Genomic DNA, 15,959 nt, shown 5'->3' on the forward strand with positions numbered 1-15,959 from the left:
TTTTATTAAAATTACTACCGCGGGGGTTGAAAAGAAGCTATTTATGCACGACATAATAGGTATTCATAATGTCATGCTCTAAATAGTTCTTTTCAATTCGAGTAAATCCGGCTTTTCTGAGCATTTTTTCGGCGAGCTCCTCTCCCCATGCAGCCCCTAAACCTGCTCCATTCTGGGATAGTGAAACAGTCATACAATGGAGACATGAAATAGTGTAAATAAAGGGTGCAATAGGGTGATCCATATTTTTTTCAACATCGCTGGAAGTTTTAATATCTTGCATTAAAAAAACTCCCTGAGGCTTTAGAGCTCGATAAACGGCTTGCAAAACTTTTTCAGGTTGCGCTTGATCATGAATCACATCAAAACTGGTGATTAAGTCATATACTTCGACCTCATCCCAAGTAGATAGATCTTTTTGAGTAAATTGAATATTAGTTAAATTGTTCTCTTTGGCCATTAAATTAGCATTGATAATTGTTTCCTCACACAAATCAAAACCAAAAAACTGACTTTTGGGGAAGGTCTTGGCCATTAGAGTTAATGCGCGGCCATAGCCACAGCCAATATCCAATACTTTAATACCTTGTTCGAGTTGGGCCCTAAGGCCTTTGACTAATGGGAGAATTTTGTCGAGTAAGGCGAGATAAATAGTTTGATTGCTTTCTTCTGCCATAACCTCATGAAAACGCGAATAAGCTTCATAAGGAACGCCACCACCATTCACAAAGGAGTCAAGGATTAGTTCTTCAACATTCGCAAGGACAGGGATAAATTGTGCAATGACTGCAATATTATTGGGTGATGCCATGCGTGTTAGGAATGCAGCATGCTCAGGAGGCAAGAAGTAAGTTTTTTGCGATTCGTTGTATTCGAGTATTCGACCAACAACCAACGCTTTAAGCCACTCCCTCACATAACGCTCATTCAATCCCGCCTTTTGAGCAATTTCTTCACTACTTGCAAAAGACATCTGGCTCATTGTGTCAAAGAGTTTACTTCTGTGACCAATGGAAATCATTAAAGCCAAGGCAGCATGATTCATTGTAGACAATAAATTTTCGGCAAATTGCTCTGCTTTTATCTGATTAATGGAGTTCATCTTGATCTCGCTAATTAATATCCTTATGGAGGTAAAATTAGAACTTAAATCCTGTTTTTGCAAATTACTGCAGGGGTTAGTCATTTCTGAGTCAATAAAATTATTGACTTCTGCATTTGTATGAGGAGCATAGCACCATTCATCAGCAACAAGGGAAATAAAGCTGCCTTTCAGCTATTTTGCGTTAAAAAAAGGTCGCAAACGCTTTGCTGCAGCCCGTTGCTCTAATTCTTCGGAGGATTTATCCGCAAAATGGCCCAATGAGTAATGGGGGGATGGTTGGTAAAGAGATGGCATTAGATTGAGTACTTCTTCTGCTTTTTTAAAAAGAGAGCCAAAATTGTAATTTAGAGTCTGATTTTTATTAATTTTTTGATAAAGCAACTGGGCATTGGCAAGGCCGTGAAGAATAGCTTGATGAAACTGAGAAATTGGGCCTCTAATGGCTGCGATATGATCATGGATTGGGCCAATAGCTTCAAACTTCACAAGTTGCATTAAATTGCTTTCGAGTTTTCCTATTAAGCTTAGGAAATATTTTTGCTTTAAAATGAGGGTTTGCAGCTCTTTAATGATCAGATTGAATTTCCGATTTTTAGAGGGATTTTTTTTTAGTAGATAAGTTTCCTGTGCTTTTTGTTGACGTCGAGTAAGCCGTAATAAGGCATCTACTAATTGACTCAATGCATGTAGGATTTGTTTTAAATCATTATCGCCCAGGGCATACGATAAACGCTCAAGATTTATCTTAGCTGAGTGTTGCGGCTGGATGCCCAAGATATAAAGTAAATGATGATCCAGGTTAAGCAGAGAAACAAGCGCGTCTTCACAACTTAAGCGATACTCAAGAGTCAATTGCAAACTCCTGGCTATCTCTTCAACTACGAATGTATCCTCGTCGTCCAAGGAGATAGTGAGTATATTCTCCATAATTAATTGGCTTTCATTAAGGACTTCCCCCGCTTCATTCAGTAGGCTATTTACTATGTCGAAGTTTATATTATTCACTATCTTACCCTAGGATTAAATAATTTAGTAATTACTCATTATATTTTTAAGTCCCAATAATATAAAAATATTAACTGAATCTTATCCGTTGACGAAGTGGGACTTAATTGCATTAAGTTGTCATTAACAAAGTAGGGTGAGTTTTACAATAATTAAGGACAGTTTTTTTCGGCGATGTCAAGGTATTAAGTTTTCAGTTTTTCAATAGAAATTACCCACTCAGGTCCTGCATTCAGGTGATGTAGTTTTGCAAAATTCCCTTGGTTAGTGGCAATTGCTAAATTGAGAAGACTATTTAAATAAAGTAAATCAGAGCCCTTTGAGGCATCGCCAAAAGTATGGTGAAAAGAGATAATATTAGAGTATTTTTGCACTTGATTATGATAAATCTTAATTTGATAACGCTCATTATCCTTAATTCCAAAACTTTTGACTAAATTTTCATTAATATTTGTCCAAATATTCCCATATTGAGAGTCAAGAATCACGATTGTTCCGCGCAATATATTATTTTCTATCAAGGGTTTTTGATAAGCTAATTTTATAATCGGTTGCTTTAATATAGGGCCGACTTCTGCAAATGAGATTTTTCCAGACGCCAACTTGGCAGCAGTGTAGCCATACAAATCTCTGCCAAAAAAGGTATAGGAATGATTTGAACCGCTTAAGCGATGTTTGCTTTCATCAATTATCCTGATTTCCTTTATTCCAAAGACATCATCGATTAAAGTTAGGGTGCCATTATCAGGGGTGACGAAATATTGCCCATTATTGGTGAGAGCTACAACGGAACGTCTTTTAGTCCCTACCCCTGGGTCCACAACACTGACAAATACTGATTCTTTGGGCCAATAGGGTGCTGCTTGATAAAGGCGGTAAGCTGCTTCCCAAATATTATAGGCAGGAATCTCATGCGTTAAATCTGAAACAATAAGTGACTTATCAACGGAATAGATAACCCCTTTTACCTCACTGACAGCAGCATCTTTTTGACCAAAGTCACTTTGGAATATGACCATCCCAGATTTGGCAAAAGTGCTGGATGCAAGCAAGATAAACAAAGTGAGGCATTTTAAAAAATTCAGGGAGATCTGGCACATGATTAGGTTGCCTTATAAAAAGTTATAAGCAATCAGGAAACATATTATTTTTCATGTCAATTGTCTAGTTTATTGACATGGAATCTTCCGAAGGACAAAAGTTTCTAACTGAGCGAGATTTTTAAATCAGTTTTCGTTCTACTAAAAAATCATGCGCAACTTTTTGGGGACTTATTTTTTTAACATCGACCTGATAATTAAGATGTTGCATGGTTTTATTGTCGATTATTCCTAACAAGGGCTGTAATGCTTGAGCAATCTGTGGATATTTTTTTAAGGTTGAATTACGGATAATAGGAGCAGCATAATAGGGTGGATAAAAGTGCTTATCGTCTTTTAAGACGCGTAGTTGAAATTCGGCAATTCTGCCATCAGTTGTAAAGGCTTCAATGACTTGTACGTTCTTGTTTTGAATAGCTTGATAAACTAGATCCGGTTGCATTTGAACTATTTTTTTAAATTGAAAGCCATAAGTTCGAGTAAGGCCTGGCAAACCATCGGGGCGTTTGAGGAATTCTGCAGGTGTGGCAAGGGTAAGTTGGCTGGCAACTTGGTTAAGATCGCTCAAATTAACTAATTGATATTGTTGTGCAAATTGCTCTGTAACAGCTAAGGATTCTGAGTTATCGAATCCAAAAGGTGCCAACCATACTAAGTCATACTTTTTCAGGTAGGCTTGCTGGACAAACTCATAGGTCTGCTGTGGATTTTTAATTTGATTTTGTTTGAGTACAAGAAGATATGCAGTGCCAGTGTATTCAGGGTAAAGATCAACCTGACCAATAAGCAATGCATTCTGCAAAATAGTTGTTGTTCCAAGATTAAATTTTCGGACAATCTGCAAATCCGTTTTTGTCTCGAGAAGCTCTGCCATTAAGTAACCTAAGACATATTGTTCAGTAAAGTTTTTGGTACCTATTACGATGGAGTTTTTGGCATTATGGAGGGAAGATAATAAGTAATTAGTTATTATTGCTAGCAAAGTAGCGACCATAAGGCTCATTAGAATAACTTTAGTTTTCTTAAATCGCAGCGTTGTACGTTGTCGGCGAGAGAATAAATGAGTTAGGGTGGTAATTATGTAATCAGTAGTTAAAGCGAGTAAGGCAGTAGGGATAGCGCCTAATAAAATGAGATTGGGATCATTGAGTGATAACCCCTGAGTAATAAAATCTCCTAAGCCTCCAGCCCCTATAAAAGCCGCAATGGTAGTAATGCTTATGGTTAATGCCATTGAAATTCTAACACCTGTCATAATGATAGGTAGTGCTAAAGGAAGTTCAATAATGTATAGACGCTGCCAACGAGTAAACCCCAAACTATTCGCCACATGGAGATAAGTTGGAGAAACCTCTTTCACTCCTGTGTAGGTATTGCTTGTTATGGGTAATAGCGCATAGATAATAAGTGCGATTAAGGTTGGAGTTAACCCTATGCCCACAAAGGGGATTAAAAAACCAAGTAAAGCAATGCTGGGTATTGTTTGAAAAATGTTAGTCATGCCAAGGACAAAACTTTTTAATTTTGGTACTCGCGTGATAATAATGCCTAAACTAACCCCCAAAATGAGTGCGAGAAACATAGCCGAGAAAGAGATAGCAATATGCTCGATTAACTTAGTTTGCAATTCAGGTAGAGACGATTTGATGAAATCCCAGTAATCCATGGTCAGTTAATTGTCTTGTTGTGAAGTAATTGTTTAACAAACTCTGTTGCAGGATGGGCTAAAACCTCTTCCTTGGTACCAATTTGTTCAATGCAGCCTCTATGCATAATGGCAATTCTGTCCGCTAAGCGGAAGGCTTCATTAATATCATGTGTTACAAAGATAATTGTTTTTTTAAGCTTTTGTTTTAATTCAATAATTTCATTTTGTAATATTTCACGAGTAATGGCATCTAAGGCAGCAAAGGGTTCATCCATTAAAATATAATTAGGGTTGGTTGCCAGGGCACGGGCTACGCCGACGCGTTGTTGTTCTCCTCCTGATAATTCATCAGGATAGCGATTACAATATTTTTCTGGCTCGAGATTAACTAATTTTAACAGTTCATTAACTCGTTTGATGCGTTGTTCCTTAGGGATTTTCATCAACCTCATGATAATGGCTATGTTCTTAGCCACAGTTATGTGAGGAAATAAACCAATATGTTGAAATACAAATCCCATAGAGCGGCGCAACTGAACTTTGGGATATTCTTGTATTAATTTGCCATCAATTTCTATTAAACCTAGGGTGGGTTTTAGCGTATGATTAATTAATTTCAGCAGAGTTGACTTGCCTCCCCCGGATGAGCCTACTAATACCAATGTTTCACCATCTGTAATCGATAAGTTAATGTTTCTAACAGAATAAGACTCCTCTTTATCAAAGGATTTAGAGACATTATGAAAAGTGATCATTGCTATTACTTACATCCTTTGTAAAAAGGCAATTTTTTATCATACACTGGTTATTATAATGGCTCCAGGTTTTCCAACGTAGTAGGAATTAATTCGGAAACCGTGGGATGTATGTGGACTGCATCTCTAATGAGGGTATAGGGTTTATCAGCATACATGACATCCAGAATGGAGTGAATGATCTCGTCTGCATTGACGCCAAGTATTGCTGCACCAAGTATTTTTTGAGTCTCTGCGTTGACAAAAATCTTGATAAAGCCTCTCGGTTCACCTTTGATTATTGCGCGCTTGACTTGGGTCATGGGACGTTTGGCAACGAGTGCTTTAAAACCAGCTTTACGAATTTCAGCTTCAGTCATTCCGCATCGTCCCAGAGGGGGATCAATATAAAGTGCATAAGCCGTAATACGGTCAGTTACTTTACGCAGCACTCCATTGAGCAAATTATCTGCTACGATTTGATAATCATTGTAAGCGGTATGTGTAAAGGCACCGCGCCCATTACATTCTCCCAGAGCCCATACGTTAGCAGCAGTGGTTGCCAGGTTATCATCAACAACAATCATGCCTCGCTCGTCTATCTGAATATCAGTATTGTTCAACCCCAAATCAGCGGTATTAGCTTTACGACCAATGGCTATTAACACATGAGAGCCGGTAATGGTTTTTTTACCTTGTTCACAACCTAGATGAACTGTAATGCCCTCGGCTGCGGGCGAAAAGGATAAGCAATTTGTATTGAGATGCACAGTGATACCAGAGTCTTGCATAATTTCTAGCACAGTGTCGCAAACATCTTCATCTTCACGCGCAATAAGACGAGGTGCTTTTTCGATAATTGTCACTTGCGCACCAAAACGACGGAATACTTGAGCAAATTCAAGTCCAATATAACTGCCACCAATTACGATTAAATGCTGAGGCACAATATCCAATTGTAGAATGGAAGCGTTAGTCAAAAAGTCAATTTTTTCAAGGCCATCCATTGGCGGAACAAAAGCGCGGGCTCCCACATTAATGAAAATTTTATCGCCAGATAAATGGTTACCATTGACGGAGAGAGTCTGATTATCGATGAAGTGAGCATGGCCTTCATAGACAGTGATATTAGCAGTATTTTTCAGCCATTGTTCTACCCCATGGCTTGCTTTATTGACAATGGCATCTTTACGCGCTTTGACTTTCTTCATGTCAACTTTAATAGATCCATTAATTTCAATACCAAAATCTTCAGCATGTTGAGCATGGTGAGCAATCTCTGCGCTGGCAACTAAAGTTTTGGTAGGAATACAACCCGTATTAACGCAGCTGCCACCGAATTTATTTCTTTCAATGATAGCGACTTTAAGTCCTGCTTGAGCGAGGCGAACGGTGAGTGACGGTCCTGCTTGTCCTGTTCCTACGATGATCGCATCGAATTTTTGCACCATACTCTCCTTGTTGGCCAGTTATTCGATAGTAGAGAAAATCAATCGAACACTATAAACATAGCATAGTTATAGGATAGGGGGAGAATTTTTCCAAGATGAAGAAAGATGCCATCCTAATAAACAGTTAGGATGGCATTAGTGAAACTATTGTATACCGCTATACTTTGGTGCTTCAGGTGCTGCTTCCTCAGTCAAGTCTCCTTTTGCTAATTGATCGCGCATTTCTTTAAGTTCTGTTATGACTTTGGGTTCCGTATTGTAGAAACGCTCTTTGTTACTAGTGCCAAGACTAATAAATGCATTAGCAATCGATTTTAAACAGCTCTTGAATGCAGCCCATACAGTGGGTTCCTGAGCAAGGGCACTCTTTTGTGCATTATCAACTAATTTACTGAATTCATTTTTAAACTTAATCTGGTTATCATTATTCAGAGGATCATTGCTTAGATAATCGTTAGCTAACCCTTTAAGTGCCCCTAATAACTCTTCAGCAGCTTTATGTATATCGCGTTTTCTGCTGGAACCTTTATCTTGCTGAGCTTGAGTTGCGAGTTCATCGACAGTTGCTGAAAATGAAGCTACAGCATCCAACATTTTGTCCGCGGCGATAGCTATTTTCTTGCCCTTTTCTTCTGCTTGACGTTGCTTTTTTTCCTCCTCGGCGGTTTCCTTTTTAGCCTCTTTCTTCTTCTCTCCTACAGTCTCTTTCTTCTCTCCTACAGTCTCTTTCTTCTCTTCTGCAGTTTCTTTCTTCTCTTCTGCAGTTTCTTTCTTCTCTTCTACAGTTTCTTTCTTCTCTTCTACAGCTTTTTTTTGTTCTTCTTCAATTTTACGTTGTTTTTCTTGCTCTTCTGCATGACGTTTTTTCTCCTCTTCCTGACGTTGTTTCTCTTCTAGTTTTTTACGCTGGACTTCTTCCTGTTTTGCTTTTTGCTGCTGCTCTTCTTTAAAGCGGGTTTCTAGCTCTTGTAGTTGCTCGAATGCTGGCCGTAATTTATCATCTTTTAATGCTTTCATGGTCGTATAATCTTTATGACTTACCCCTGGGAGCTGACCAACTTTATTATGATAAGCCATCTGTGCTTCTTGTAATACTTGAATAGCTTCAGCAAACTGTCCTGTGTTTTTCAGCATTACAGCCTCGCTTCTTTTTGAAGCCATAGTCTTCTCAAGTTCTTGCAACTCTTTTAATGTGGTGGTCATGATGTTTTCCTATAAGATTATCTTGCTTTTAGTTTAGTCCTTTTAGCTTAAGGAAAACTGAACAAAGTAAAATTTTGTAGCATGATGAATAAAAAACATCCTTTTTTATTCAAGTTATTAATTAATAAATAAAATATTTTATACGTTCTGAACAACAAGATGCTGTTACCATTCGCTTTTCCTGTTTTAAGCCTTTGTAGACATAAAATCATGGCCATGAATCATAAAAAAACGAAATTTCTCACATGCTGTTTGGCTAGTTTGGGGATGGAGTAGGGGTTGTACCAAGAGTGGCGATGATTTGCATAATACCGAGATCGCCAGTTACCTTTCTACCTACCGTTAAGTGAATGTTGACTAATTGGGTGATTTTTTCTTTGCTATTTTGGTAAACGACCTTTAAGGGTAAGTTGATTTGCCATTGGTTGTCTGTGGCCTCGAGCAGTTTGGGTTGTCCCTCTAACTGGCTGCTCATTGTTAGTTTTTGAGTTTTAATTGCCTCGATGTTACCAGATCTATCCAAGGCAGCTTTAAATTCAAGCCAACCACTGTCTGTATAACAAGACTGTAACTGTTGCAGCTGGTTATCAATGGATTCACAGTTGAAGCTAAAGGATTGAAGAGCAGCCTGTTTTGTCCAATTTAAAACAAGCGTTTGATCAATAATTTTAGTTTCCGCAGGAATTCTGTAGTTACAATTGATAATTTCTGTTTGTTTTTGTTGCTCAGAGGTCAGGTATGGATTAACTTGAGCACTTGGAGGTTCTAGGGGTGCTTGTTCAGGTTGTTTTGTTTGTGTAGCTAATTGTTGATTGACGTCATTAGAAGCAACTTCTGTAAATGACGATGAGGCGGTTGTCGGTGAGAGTGAAGCAATACGTGGTGTAGCCATCTTTTCTAAATCATTGCTGATTTTCCAATCTACTGTGAAATTAATATTAAGCAGTTGAGTCACTTGGTTTTGGGCATTTTGATAAGAAACGCTTACAGGTAAAGTAATTTTCCCTCGATTATCATTATCTTGCCTATCATTCGCATCGCTCATGAGGGCCTGGAGCTTATTGACCGCAATGTTGTTTGATTTTTGTATGGTAGTCTGAATTTTTGCTAATTCTTGTTCTGTATACCATGCATTAAATTTTTCTACAGGGATATTCAGCATTGCAAAATCCGGATGCTGATTGGCAATCTTGTCTAACCAATTTAAAGTAAAAGCTTGCGCTAATTGTGTGTGTTTAAAGCTAGTTGCATTAGGTGGTTGCATTTTTTGAGTTAAAGCTGCTTGTTGCTTAGTGGGGCCTATGTCTACACTGCGGGAAGATAGCCTTGTGGATAATAATGATACCCAAAACGGTTGGACAATTTTATGTGCCGCATCACCTGCATCTATAGTTTTTTGTGCCAGAACGGAATAAATATTTTGAGCCATCTCCTCTATCGCTTTAAATTTTAGAGATAAAGGGGGAGTACGCGGTGTGGCAATCATTTGCATAATGGCCAGATCGCCTGTTATTTTCCGACCGACAGTTAAATAAATACTAAGAAAATGAACAACTCTTTCTTGATTGTTTTGATAAACCACTTTTAAGGGTAGAGTAATCTTCCATTGATCATCCAGGGTCTCAATGAGTTGTGCTGGTCCATCTGCTTGGCTGCTCACTGCCAGATTCTGAGTTTTAATGACTTCAATATTCCTTGATTTAAGCAATGCTGATTTAAATTGAGCCCAACCGTTTTCAGTATAACAGGCTTGTAATTGCTGTAATTGAGCATCGATAGAGGCTGAATGAAAATTGAAAGATTGAAGTGCGGCTTGTTCGGCCCAACTTAAAACAAGTGTTTGACTAACTGTGGTTTCCGCAGAAATTTTATAGTCACAATTAATGGGATTTGTTCGATTTTGAGGTTGAGATGGTAAATGCTGGGGAATTTGAGTATCTGATGAGACCTCGAGTGTAGAAATCGCTGGAGCTTGGAAAGCCTGCCCTTGAGTCCAGATTAAATGAAGTATTGCGCCATAGACTATATTTTTTTTCATGATGAAGTCCCTAATCAGCATATAACAATTTTGTGATAATAATGATTGTTAGTCCAGAGGTTTAGGTAATGTTCTATTACTAAAGATAGTATCAAAAATGAGTAAAAATTCAGAGCGTTATAAATAGTAGCTTGCTTACTTTCTCTATCTATGTGGAGTCTTAAGGGAAAGTTATTGAGAGAAGCCAACTAGTATTTTTTTAAGACGTTGTGCGTCGTGAGGTGCACGACATTTTTCATCATTATCGAAATAAAAATAGACAGCTTTTCCATTTTCTTGCCAATTAATAATTTTCTGAGCGTATTCTGCTAATTTATAGTCTTCGTAGGATCCTTGATAGCCTTCCTTATTTGGACCATGCATGCGAATGTAGATGAATTGACCGGTTACCACTTTAGGGGATTGATAAGTTTTATAATCATGAAAACAAAGTGTCATCTGATGGGTATTTAATAACTCGTAAAGTTCTTCACAAAACCAACTTTTGTGGCGGAATTCAAATGTATAAAGGTATTTTTGGGGTAAATTCTCAATAAAACTTCTTAAACATCCAATATCTAAAGGCCAATACGGAGGAAATTGAAATAAAATAGGTCCTAATTTTTCCTCAAAATGACTGAAAGATGTTAATAGCCGTTTCACACTTTCTGTCACATCATGTAATTTTTTTGTATGGGTGATATAGCGATTTGCTTTACAGGAGAAAATAAAATTTGCAGGAGTCAGTTCTAACCAGGTTTTTATATTTTTTTCTTTCGGTATTTGATAAAAACTATTATTAAGCTCTACGGTATCAAAGGTTGCAGCGTAGTAAGGTAATATGCAGTGAGCTTTTATTTTTTCCGGATAAAATTGACCAATCCACCCAGTATAGCTCCACCCGGAAGTTCCTATCCGACAATTGCTTCGCTGCATAAGATAACCATTATAGTATCCCTATTTTTAATATAGACAACTTGATTTGATTCAGACGCATCTTCGTTTTGCAGAATATTCTTAATAAAAATTACATTGACTTAATATTTCTATAAGACTGGAACGTTAAAATAGCGCCCGAGTTGCGCTTGGAAATTTGAGATGAAGAAAAGAAAGGGTCGCGGTTCTCAAAAAAATCCGGTAGGTACCAATCAGTCAGCAATGCCAACCAAGAAAACTGAAGCTGCTACAAATAATTCATTAAATCCTCCCGTGATTCCCCAACATGTTAAAGTCGCTAAAAAAATACATGAATTAGGTTATATTTATGCATTATATGGACTATTAGATGCAGAAGTAGTTGCTTATGGTAGCATCAGATATTTTTTTGATGTTCTCTTTGTCAATCAATCTTCTGGAAAATTAATTCATGATTGGCTACAGACTCCCTCAGGTTTGGCAATTGCGCTCGTAGAGTCCATCGCTTTTGCTAGCTTTTCAATGATTGCTAATACAAGTGACAATAAGGCGACTGGTGCATTCAAACAAGCTGCTGCGTCGTTTTGGCCTTATTGCCGTAATGCCGTTAGAGAGTTGAAGAAAACGAGTAGGGGGGTTGGTAATACATTAAAAATAGCCACTTTCTTTAAAGAGGTAAGCCTTGATTCGATGGTGATGCCACTTGGTCTGACTTTTGGAGCTGCATCTGTGTTAAACCGTGTGTGGTTTCAACGTATGGACAATCGACGAAGAGAGATGAAAGAGGGACTTAAGACACTTTATGAAGAAATCTCTGAACTTAAATTTGATTCCTCAATGCGCAGTAAACTTCAACAAGACCGAATTAATCTCCAAGGATATTACGAAAAAATACAATATCAATCTCAAACTGAGCAAAAATTTGCATATTTATCCGCCGCTTATACTGGGTTGATGGAGGGACTAGCTTTCTATGTGGGGATATTGACGTTTATTTCATTTACTTCTCCTGCGTTTATTCCCATGGCTACTTGCTGTATCGCCTTTGCGATAATATCTATTGCTACTCGTATTTATGAAGAGTATGAATATCAACGAAAATTTACAGTTGACAGTTTAATTATTAAGTTGCGCTTAAAACAAAAAGATATAGAAGCTTTAAATGCCTTAACAGCAGGTCAAATTGTGGGTGATAGTAATGAACAATATGAACGCATCTTTAAAGAGATTATTGAAATTAGTAATGCATTAGATGCAAAAGCTGTCTCTACTTTAAATAAGGTTCTTAAGAGTATGAAAGAAGGATTAAAGATTTATGCTTTCATCAACAAAATGATTTTTGGTGCAACGGTATTCCTCACTACGCTGCCAGCTTATTTGATAATCGGTAGTGTAGTAACTGGTGTCTTAATTCTATTAGGTATGACGCTTAAAGCGATCATTAAACAGCACTGCCTGCTAAAGAAAGAGGCTAATGGCCAATTACTCTTTACAGACGAGGGACAGCTTGCAGCGAGCCAGTTGGTAGAAAAGTTAATTCAGACTCATACTGCCGTTAGTACAACAAAGCCTTCTTCATTCCGTGCCTGGTTTGAAGTGACATGGAATTTTTTCTCAGGATTAGATAAGGGGCGAAAAAGCATGGGTTATCTACTTATGCTAACTTTTGCCGAGCTCAGTTTGCACGAAAATTACCAGGATTCTCCCCTCATGATAAAGCTCTCTGTAGGGCTTGGAATATTAAGTTCTCTTATTTTTTCTTTGCGAGTTTATGCGTTCAATTTTGGTGCAAACTTGCAAAAAGAACCGATACAATTGAATAAACATTCAAATGAGTATCAATTTGAAGAAATTCCCACGGGGAACGTGCCCCCACAAATCATCGTCTGAAATTGCTAAAACTATTCTATTGTCTTGTGCTGTTATATTTTTTGTTGCTAGCATTATTTTAAGCAAGAATAAGAGTGACTTTGGCAATTTTTTCAAAGGGTAATAAGGACGCATTAAAGGATGGTGGGCAATATTTTGGTGTGCCTTTACAAAATTATTTCGGTTGGTTCTTTGTCGTTTACATTATCTATCAAATTTTTGCGGCCTACATTGCCAAATGGGATGTAGTGGATAAAAGTAAACAAGCTATTTTTGCATCCAAAAATTTTTAGAGAGAAGCCGTTGCTATTTATGGCATACAAGGCTTAACGCAATTGGTTGACCCTTTTGGTGCTTCAGTTCGTCCAGAAATCTATGGTTCGATGGCTTTAGTCACTGTATTTACAATGATGTTCATAGTTTGATTGGGATTAATTAAAATTAACCAATCATATAGCGATTGTTGAGTAATATCGGCAAGTACAATGGAACTTCTTTGAATAAGTTTGTAAAGAAGTTCCATGATTGATTACAGTACTTACAACATATTATTAGTGTAATAGCTCTCGACTTCTGGTCCTTTTCCAACCTCATATTTGTCACCTGGTGTTTTTCCTGTGATGCCTTTATATAAGTCATCGCTAACACATCCTGCTCGATGTAATGACTCAATTGACAATGGCTGGCCTTTACTCAAAGAAGTGGGTAATGTAATGCCAAGGTTTTCTGTGGAGAAATCCTGCAAATTTTGTGCAAGAGAGCTACCAGTTTGTTTGGTGAAGACTCCCGTTAAGCCACTGCGAAGAATGCTACGGTATTCTTCTAACATAGCATCGATAGCCCTTTCGACTTTTCGCTCTGGTGAGAGGTTGCTGTTTTCAATATTATTTAATTTCTCAAGTAGTCTCTCTCCTTCCTCTCTTTTAGTGCCTGAAGTATTAATGGCTTGAGTTAGTTTTTCTTTAACATCCTGCCATTCGGGTATAGGGACAGAATTGTGAAGAATTCCTTGGACATTTTGCAGATTACGAAGCTCTGTCATTTTATTCTTATAGATATCACTGTTGTGCACTGCTCCTAATTTTTTTGAATACGTTTCATAGTCTTGTTGATAATCACGAAGTTTTTGTTGGTATTCACGCAATTCACGTTGATACTGCTCGTTGGGTTTATCTACTTCTCGATATTTATCTTCTTCAGGGCGGTTATCATCAACCCATGAAGAGGAAAGCCCTCCCTCAAACTCGACCCACTCGCGAGTTGTGCGTGAAGGCTCCTCTGGTCGCGGCGGTTCTGGGGGTAACATATGATGTAAGTCTCGCACAAGACTTGAGATATTGATCTGTAAATTTTGTTGTAGGGTAATAATATTACCAGGAACATTATCCATGTTAACGTGGTTTAGGGTAAGTAAGTCATTCAAACTAATAACGGTACCACCGACTAAAATTTTCATTTCGAAACTCTCCGTGTCAAGCTGTATATAAAGTATAGGCGTGAATGGGTGATTCATGGAGGCGTACGATTTGTGGACCCCGCGGGTCGATGCCGCGGGGCTTCGTATGAATAACGGGCTGTTTGATATCGGTAGGAAGGGTTATTTCACATAGACTTCTTGAGGTTGATCGAAATTGTAAATTAGGCCAAATCCTACTTGTGCCGTATTAGGTTTAATTCTGGTATCTTTCAAAACCATGCCAAAAGGTTCGAATACGCTGCTAGTCACGCTTTTATAATTAATTTGGCTATAGTCCATCATGAGAGTCCATTTGGGTGTAAAAGCATGTCTAATCCCTAAACCATAACGAATGCCGCTACGATTTTTTGTCATGCTGCGTATGGTTGGATCAGATTCAGAAATTTTTAACCGCCCATTAGCATATCCAATGCGACCATAAAAAAGAGTGTCGTTTGAAAGGAAATAGCCAGGTAATAGGCTGACGCCCGCACTGTGTTTAATAGTGAAATAAGTTTTCGAAAAATTCTGATGGATATATTCGTCATTAGTCAGCTGATATTTAACAGAGCTTAGGTTTCCATTTATTTCACCTGCCAAATAATATTGATTATGAGTCCAGCCATAACCTCCGAAAATAGACCCAAAAACACCAACTCCAGAAAAGTGATTTTTATCGACAACACTGAATATCCCTTGTCGATCATCTGAGCCTGAGGTTCCTGTGCGAACGACAAAAGCTTTTTGGCTAAAATGCGCACCTTCTGGGCCCACGCTTGCGCCCGCGTAAAAACCAGAAAAACAGGGGGGAGTTAGCAAAAAAGAAGTAATGCCAACTAGAAGTCCTTTCCTTAACATATTGGTCCTTAACAAATTTTTAGATTGTTGATTGTATTGAAGAGAAGGGGGTAGATCAATTCTTTTGCGATTAGTTATCCAAGGATTTAAGGTGGTTTTCTACCAGTTTCTAATTTCTTAATGGTGCATTCATTGTTGGAGTGTTGGTTTTCTCCAAAATTAACTCGGTTATTTCTGCGCTAAGCATATTTCGCAATACTTCTTTCTTCTCAAAGTTCAGAAAATTACTGCCAGCGAGAAGATGTTGATAAATCTCATGCTCGTCGCTAAACGTGCAGGTGCATAGTCCATTAATTTCCTGTAGTTTTTGACATATAGATAGCAAAGTCGGATTGTTCTCTTCAAGCGGTAAAAGATCATGAAACTCCTTTTCGAGAGCTTCTCTTGATGCATAGGTTGCTAGTAACAATAATGTATCAAAGACTTCGCGGCGATTGGTTTTTTCAACAGGGTCTTTTGTTTGTTCAAACAAATGATTGATCTCATTGATAAAGTCCTCATAGTTTTTCCTATACACAGCAATTTTTTCTTTAATTTTCTTCATAGCCTTACTCCTAGTAATGAGGTGATGCTTAAGAACAGGCAACCACCAGGATAC

General features: G+C 37.9%; 15 protein-coding genes. 2 read left to right on the top strand and 13 right to left on the bottom strand.

What is annotated here, in order from left to right:
- Window positions 1-37 precede the first annotated feature (37 nt).
- The 9 genes from Lbru_RS06715 to Lbru_RS06755 form a co-directional block, all read right to left on the bottom strand.
- A complete protein-coding gene (locus Lbru_RS06715; RefSeq protein WP_058441424.1) occupies window positions 38-1,102 on the bottom strand; it encodes a class I SAM-dependent methyltransferase in 1,065 nt (354 codons plus the stop codon).
- A 174-nt stretch (window positions 1,103-1,276) separates the two neighbouring features.
- Entirely contained in the window at window positions 1,277-2,110 is an 834-nt protein-coding gene (locus Lbru_RS06720) for a hypothetical protein (RefSeq protein ID WP_058441425.1), read from the bottom strand.
- A gap of 185 nt (window positions 2,111-2,295) precedes the next feature.
- Window positions 2,296-3,210, bottom strand: coding sequence for an SAM hydrolase/SAM-dependent halogenase family protein (locus tag Lbru_RS06725; RefSeq protein ID WP_058441426.1), 915 nt, complete (start codon window positions 3,208-3,210; stop codon window positions 2,296-2,298).
- Window positions 3,211-3,331: 121 nt separating this feature from the next.
- Complete coding sequence (locus Lbru_RS06730) at window positions 3,332-4,876, bottom strand: glycine betaine ABC transporter substrate-binding protein (RefSeq protein ID WP_058441427.1); 1,545 nt, start codon at window positions 4,874-4,876, stop codon at window positions 3,332-3,334.
- A 2-nt stretch (window positions 4,877-4,878) separates the two neighbouring features.
- Window positions 4,879-5,613 (bottom strand): ABC transporter ATP-binding protein, encoded by a 735-nt coding sequence (locus Lbru_RS06735; protein WP_058441428.1) that lies wholly within the window; start codon window positions 5,611-5,613, stop codon window positions 4,879-4,881.
- Between the two features lie 53 nt (window positions 5,614-5,666).
- Entirely contained in the window at window positions 5,667-7,043 is a 1,377-nt protein-coding gene (locus Lbru_RS06740; protein WP_058441429.1) for an FAD-containing oxidoreductase, read from the bottom strand.
- A gap of 144 nt (window positions 7,044-7,187) precedes the next feature.
- Entirely contained in the window at window positions 7,188-8,246 is a 1,059-nt protein-coding gene (locus Lbru_RS06745; RefSeq protein WP_058441430.1) for a hypothetical protein, read from the bottom strand.
- A gap of 256 nt (window positions 8,247-8,502) precedes the next feature.
- The gene (locus Lbru_RS17755) at window positions 8,503-10,284 is read right to left on the bottom strand and encodes a DotI/IcmL family type IV secretion protein (protein ID WP_058441431.1); all 1,782 of its coding nucleotides are present in this window, start codon (window positions 10,282-10,284) and stop codon (window positions 8,503-8,505) included.
- Between the two features lie 171 nt (window positions 10,285-10,455).
- A complete protein-coding gene (locus Lbru_RS06755) occupies window positions 10,456-11,199 on the bottom strand; it encodes a DUF72 domain-containing protein (protein WP_058441432.1) in 744 nt (247 codons plus the stop codon).
- A gap of 162 nt (window positions 11,200-11,361) precedes the next feature.
- Between Lbru_RS06755 and Lbru_RS06760 the strand changes: the two genes are divergently transcribed.
- Together Lbru_RS06760 and Lbru_RS06765 are read left to right on the top strand one after the other, a co-directional pair.
- Window positions 11,362-13,068 (top strand): hypothetical protein, encoded by a 1,707-nt coding sequence (locus Lbru_RS06760; RefSeq protein WP_058441433.1) that lies wholly within the window; start codon window positions 11,362-11,364, stop codon window positions 13,066-13,068.
- Window positions 13,069-13,148: 80 nt separating this feature from the next.
- Complete coding sequence (locus Lbru_RS06765; protein ID WP_162262393.1) at window positions 13,149-13,340, top strand: carotenoid biosynthesis protein; 192 nt, start codon at window positions 13,149-13,151, stop codon at window positions 13,338-13,340.
- Between the two features lie 80 nt (window positions 13,341-13,420).
- On the opposite strand, the gene Lbru_RS17145 is transcribed toward Lbru_RS06765, so the two are convergent.
- The 4 genes from Lbru_RS17145 to Lbru_RS06780 all read right to left on the bottom strand — a co-directional run bounded on the left by Lbru_RS17145 (window position 13,421) and on the right by Lbru_RS06780 (window position 15,905).
- A complete protein-coding gene (locus Lbru_RS17145; protein ID WP_157061496.1) occupies window positions 13,421-13,570 on the bottom strand; it encodes a hypothetical protein in 150 nt (49 codons plus the stop codon).
- A 15-nt stretch (window positions 13,571-13,585) separates the two neighbouring features.
- Window positions 13,586-14,503 carry a hypothetical protein gene (locus tag Lbru_RS06770; RefSeq protein ID WP_058441435.1) on the bottom strand — a complete coding sequence of 306 codons (918 nt, stop codon included), beginning with the start codon at window positions 14,501-14,503 and terminating at the stop codon, window positions 13,586-13,588.
- Window positions 14,504-14,644: 141 nt separating this feature from the next.
- Window positions 14,645-15,361, bottom strand: a complete 717-nt coding sequence (locus tag Lbru_RS06775) for an outer membrane protein (protein ID WP_058441436.1) — start codon at window positions 15,359-15,361, stop codon at window positions 14,645-14,647.
- A gap of 109 nt (window positions 15,362-15,470) precedes the next feature.
- On the bottom strand, window positions 15,471-15,905 hold the full coding sequence (locus tag Lbru_RS06780) for a hypothetical protein (protein WP_058441437.1): 435 nt from the start codon (window positions 15,903-15,905) through the stop codon (window positions 15,471-15,473).
- Between the last annotated feature and the right edge of the window lie 54 nt (window positions 15,906-15,959).

It is taken from the genome of Legionella brunensis (assembly GCF_001467025.1).
Classification (GTDB): Bacteria; Pseudomonadota; Gammaproteobacteria; order Legionellales; family Legionellaceae; genus Tatlockia; species Tatlockia brunensis.

Excerpts from the sequence above, each read along its gene's own strand:
- Lbru_RS06715 (WP_058441424.1), bottom strand. The coding sequence starts at position 1,102 with ATGAACTCCATTAATCAGATAAAAGCAGAGCAATTTGCCGAAAATTTA.
- Lbru_RS06725 (WP_058441426.1), bottom strand. The coding sequence starts at position 3,210 with ATGTGCCAGATCTCCCTGAATTTTTTAAAATGCCTCACTTTGTTTATC.
- Lbru_RS06730 (WP_058441427.1), bottom strand. The coding sequence starts at position 4,876 with ATGGATTACTGGGATTTCATCAAATCGTCTCTACCTGAATTGCAAACT.
- Lbru_RS06735 (WP_058441428.1), bottom strand. The coding sequence starts at position 5,613 with ATGATCACTTTTCATAATGTCTCTAAATCCTTTGATAAAGAGGAGTCT.
- Lbru_RS06740 (WP_058441429.1), bottom strand. The coding sequence starts at position 7,043 with ATGGTGCAAAAATTCGATGCGATCATCGTAGGAACAGGACAAGCAGGA.
- Lbru_RS06745 (WP_058441430.1), bottom strand. The coding sequence starts at position 8,246 with ATGACCACCACATTAAAAGAGTTGCAAGAACTTGAGAAGACTATGGCT.
- Lbru_RS17755 (WP_058441431.1), bottom strand. The coding sequence starts at position 10,284 with ATGAAAAAAAATATAGTCTATGGCGCAATACTTCATTTAATCTGGACT.
- Lbru_RS06755 (WP_058441432.1), bottom strand. The coding sequence starts at position 11,199 with ATGCAGCGAAGCAATTGTCGGATAGGAACTTCCGGGTGGAGCTATACT.
- Lbru_RS06760 (WP_058441433.1), top strand. The coding sequence starts at position 11,362 with ATGAAGAAAAGAAAGGGTCGCGGTTCTCAAAAAAATCCGGTAGGTACC.
- Lbru_RS17145 (WP_157061496.1), bottom strand. The coding sequence starts at position 13,570 with ATGGAACTTCTTTACAAACTTATTCAAAGAAGTTCCATTGTACTTGCC.
- Lbru_RS06770 (WP_058441435.1), bottom strand. The coding sequence starts at position 14,503 with ATGAAAATTTTAGTCGGTGGTACCGTTATTAGTTTGAATGACTTACTT.
- Lbru_RS06775 (WP_058441436.1), bottom strand. The coding sequence starts at position 15,361 with ATGTTAAGGAAAGGACTTCTAGTTGGCATTACTTCTTTTTTGCTAACT.
- Lbru_RS06780 (WP_058441437.1), bottom strand. The coding sequence starts at position 15,905 with ATGAAGAAAATTAAAGAAAAAATTGCTGTGTATAGGAAAAACTATGAG.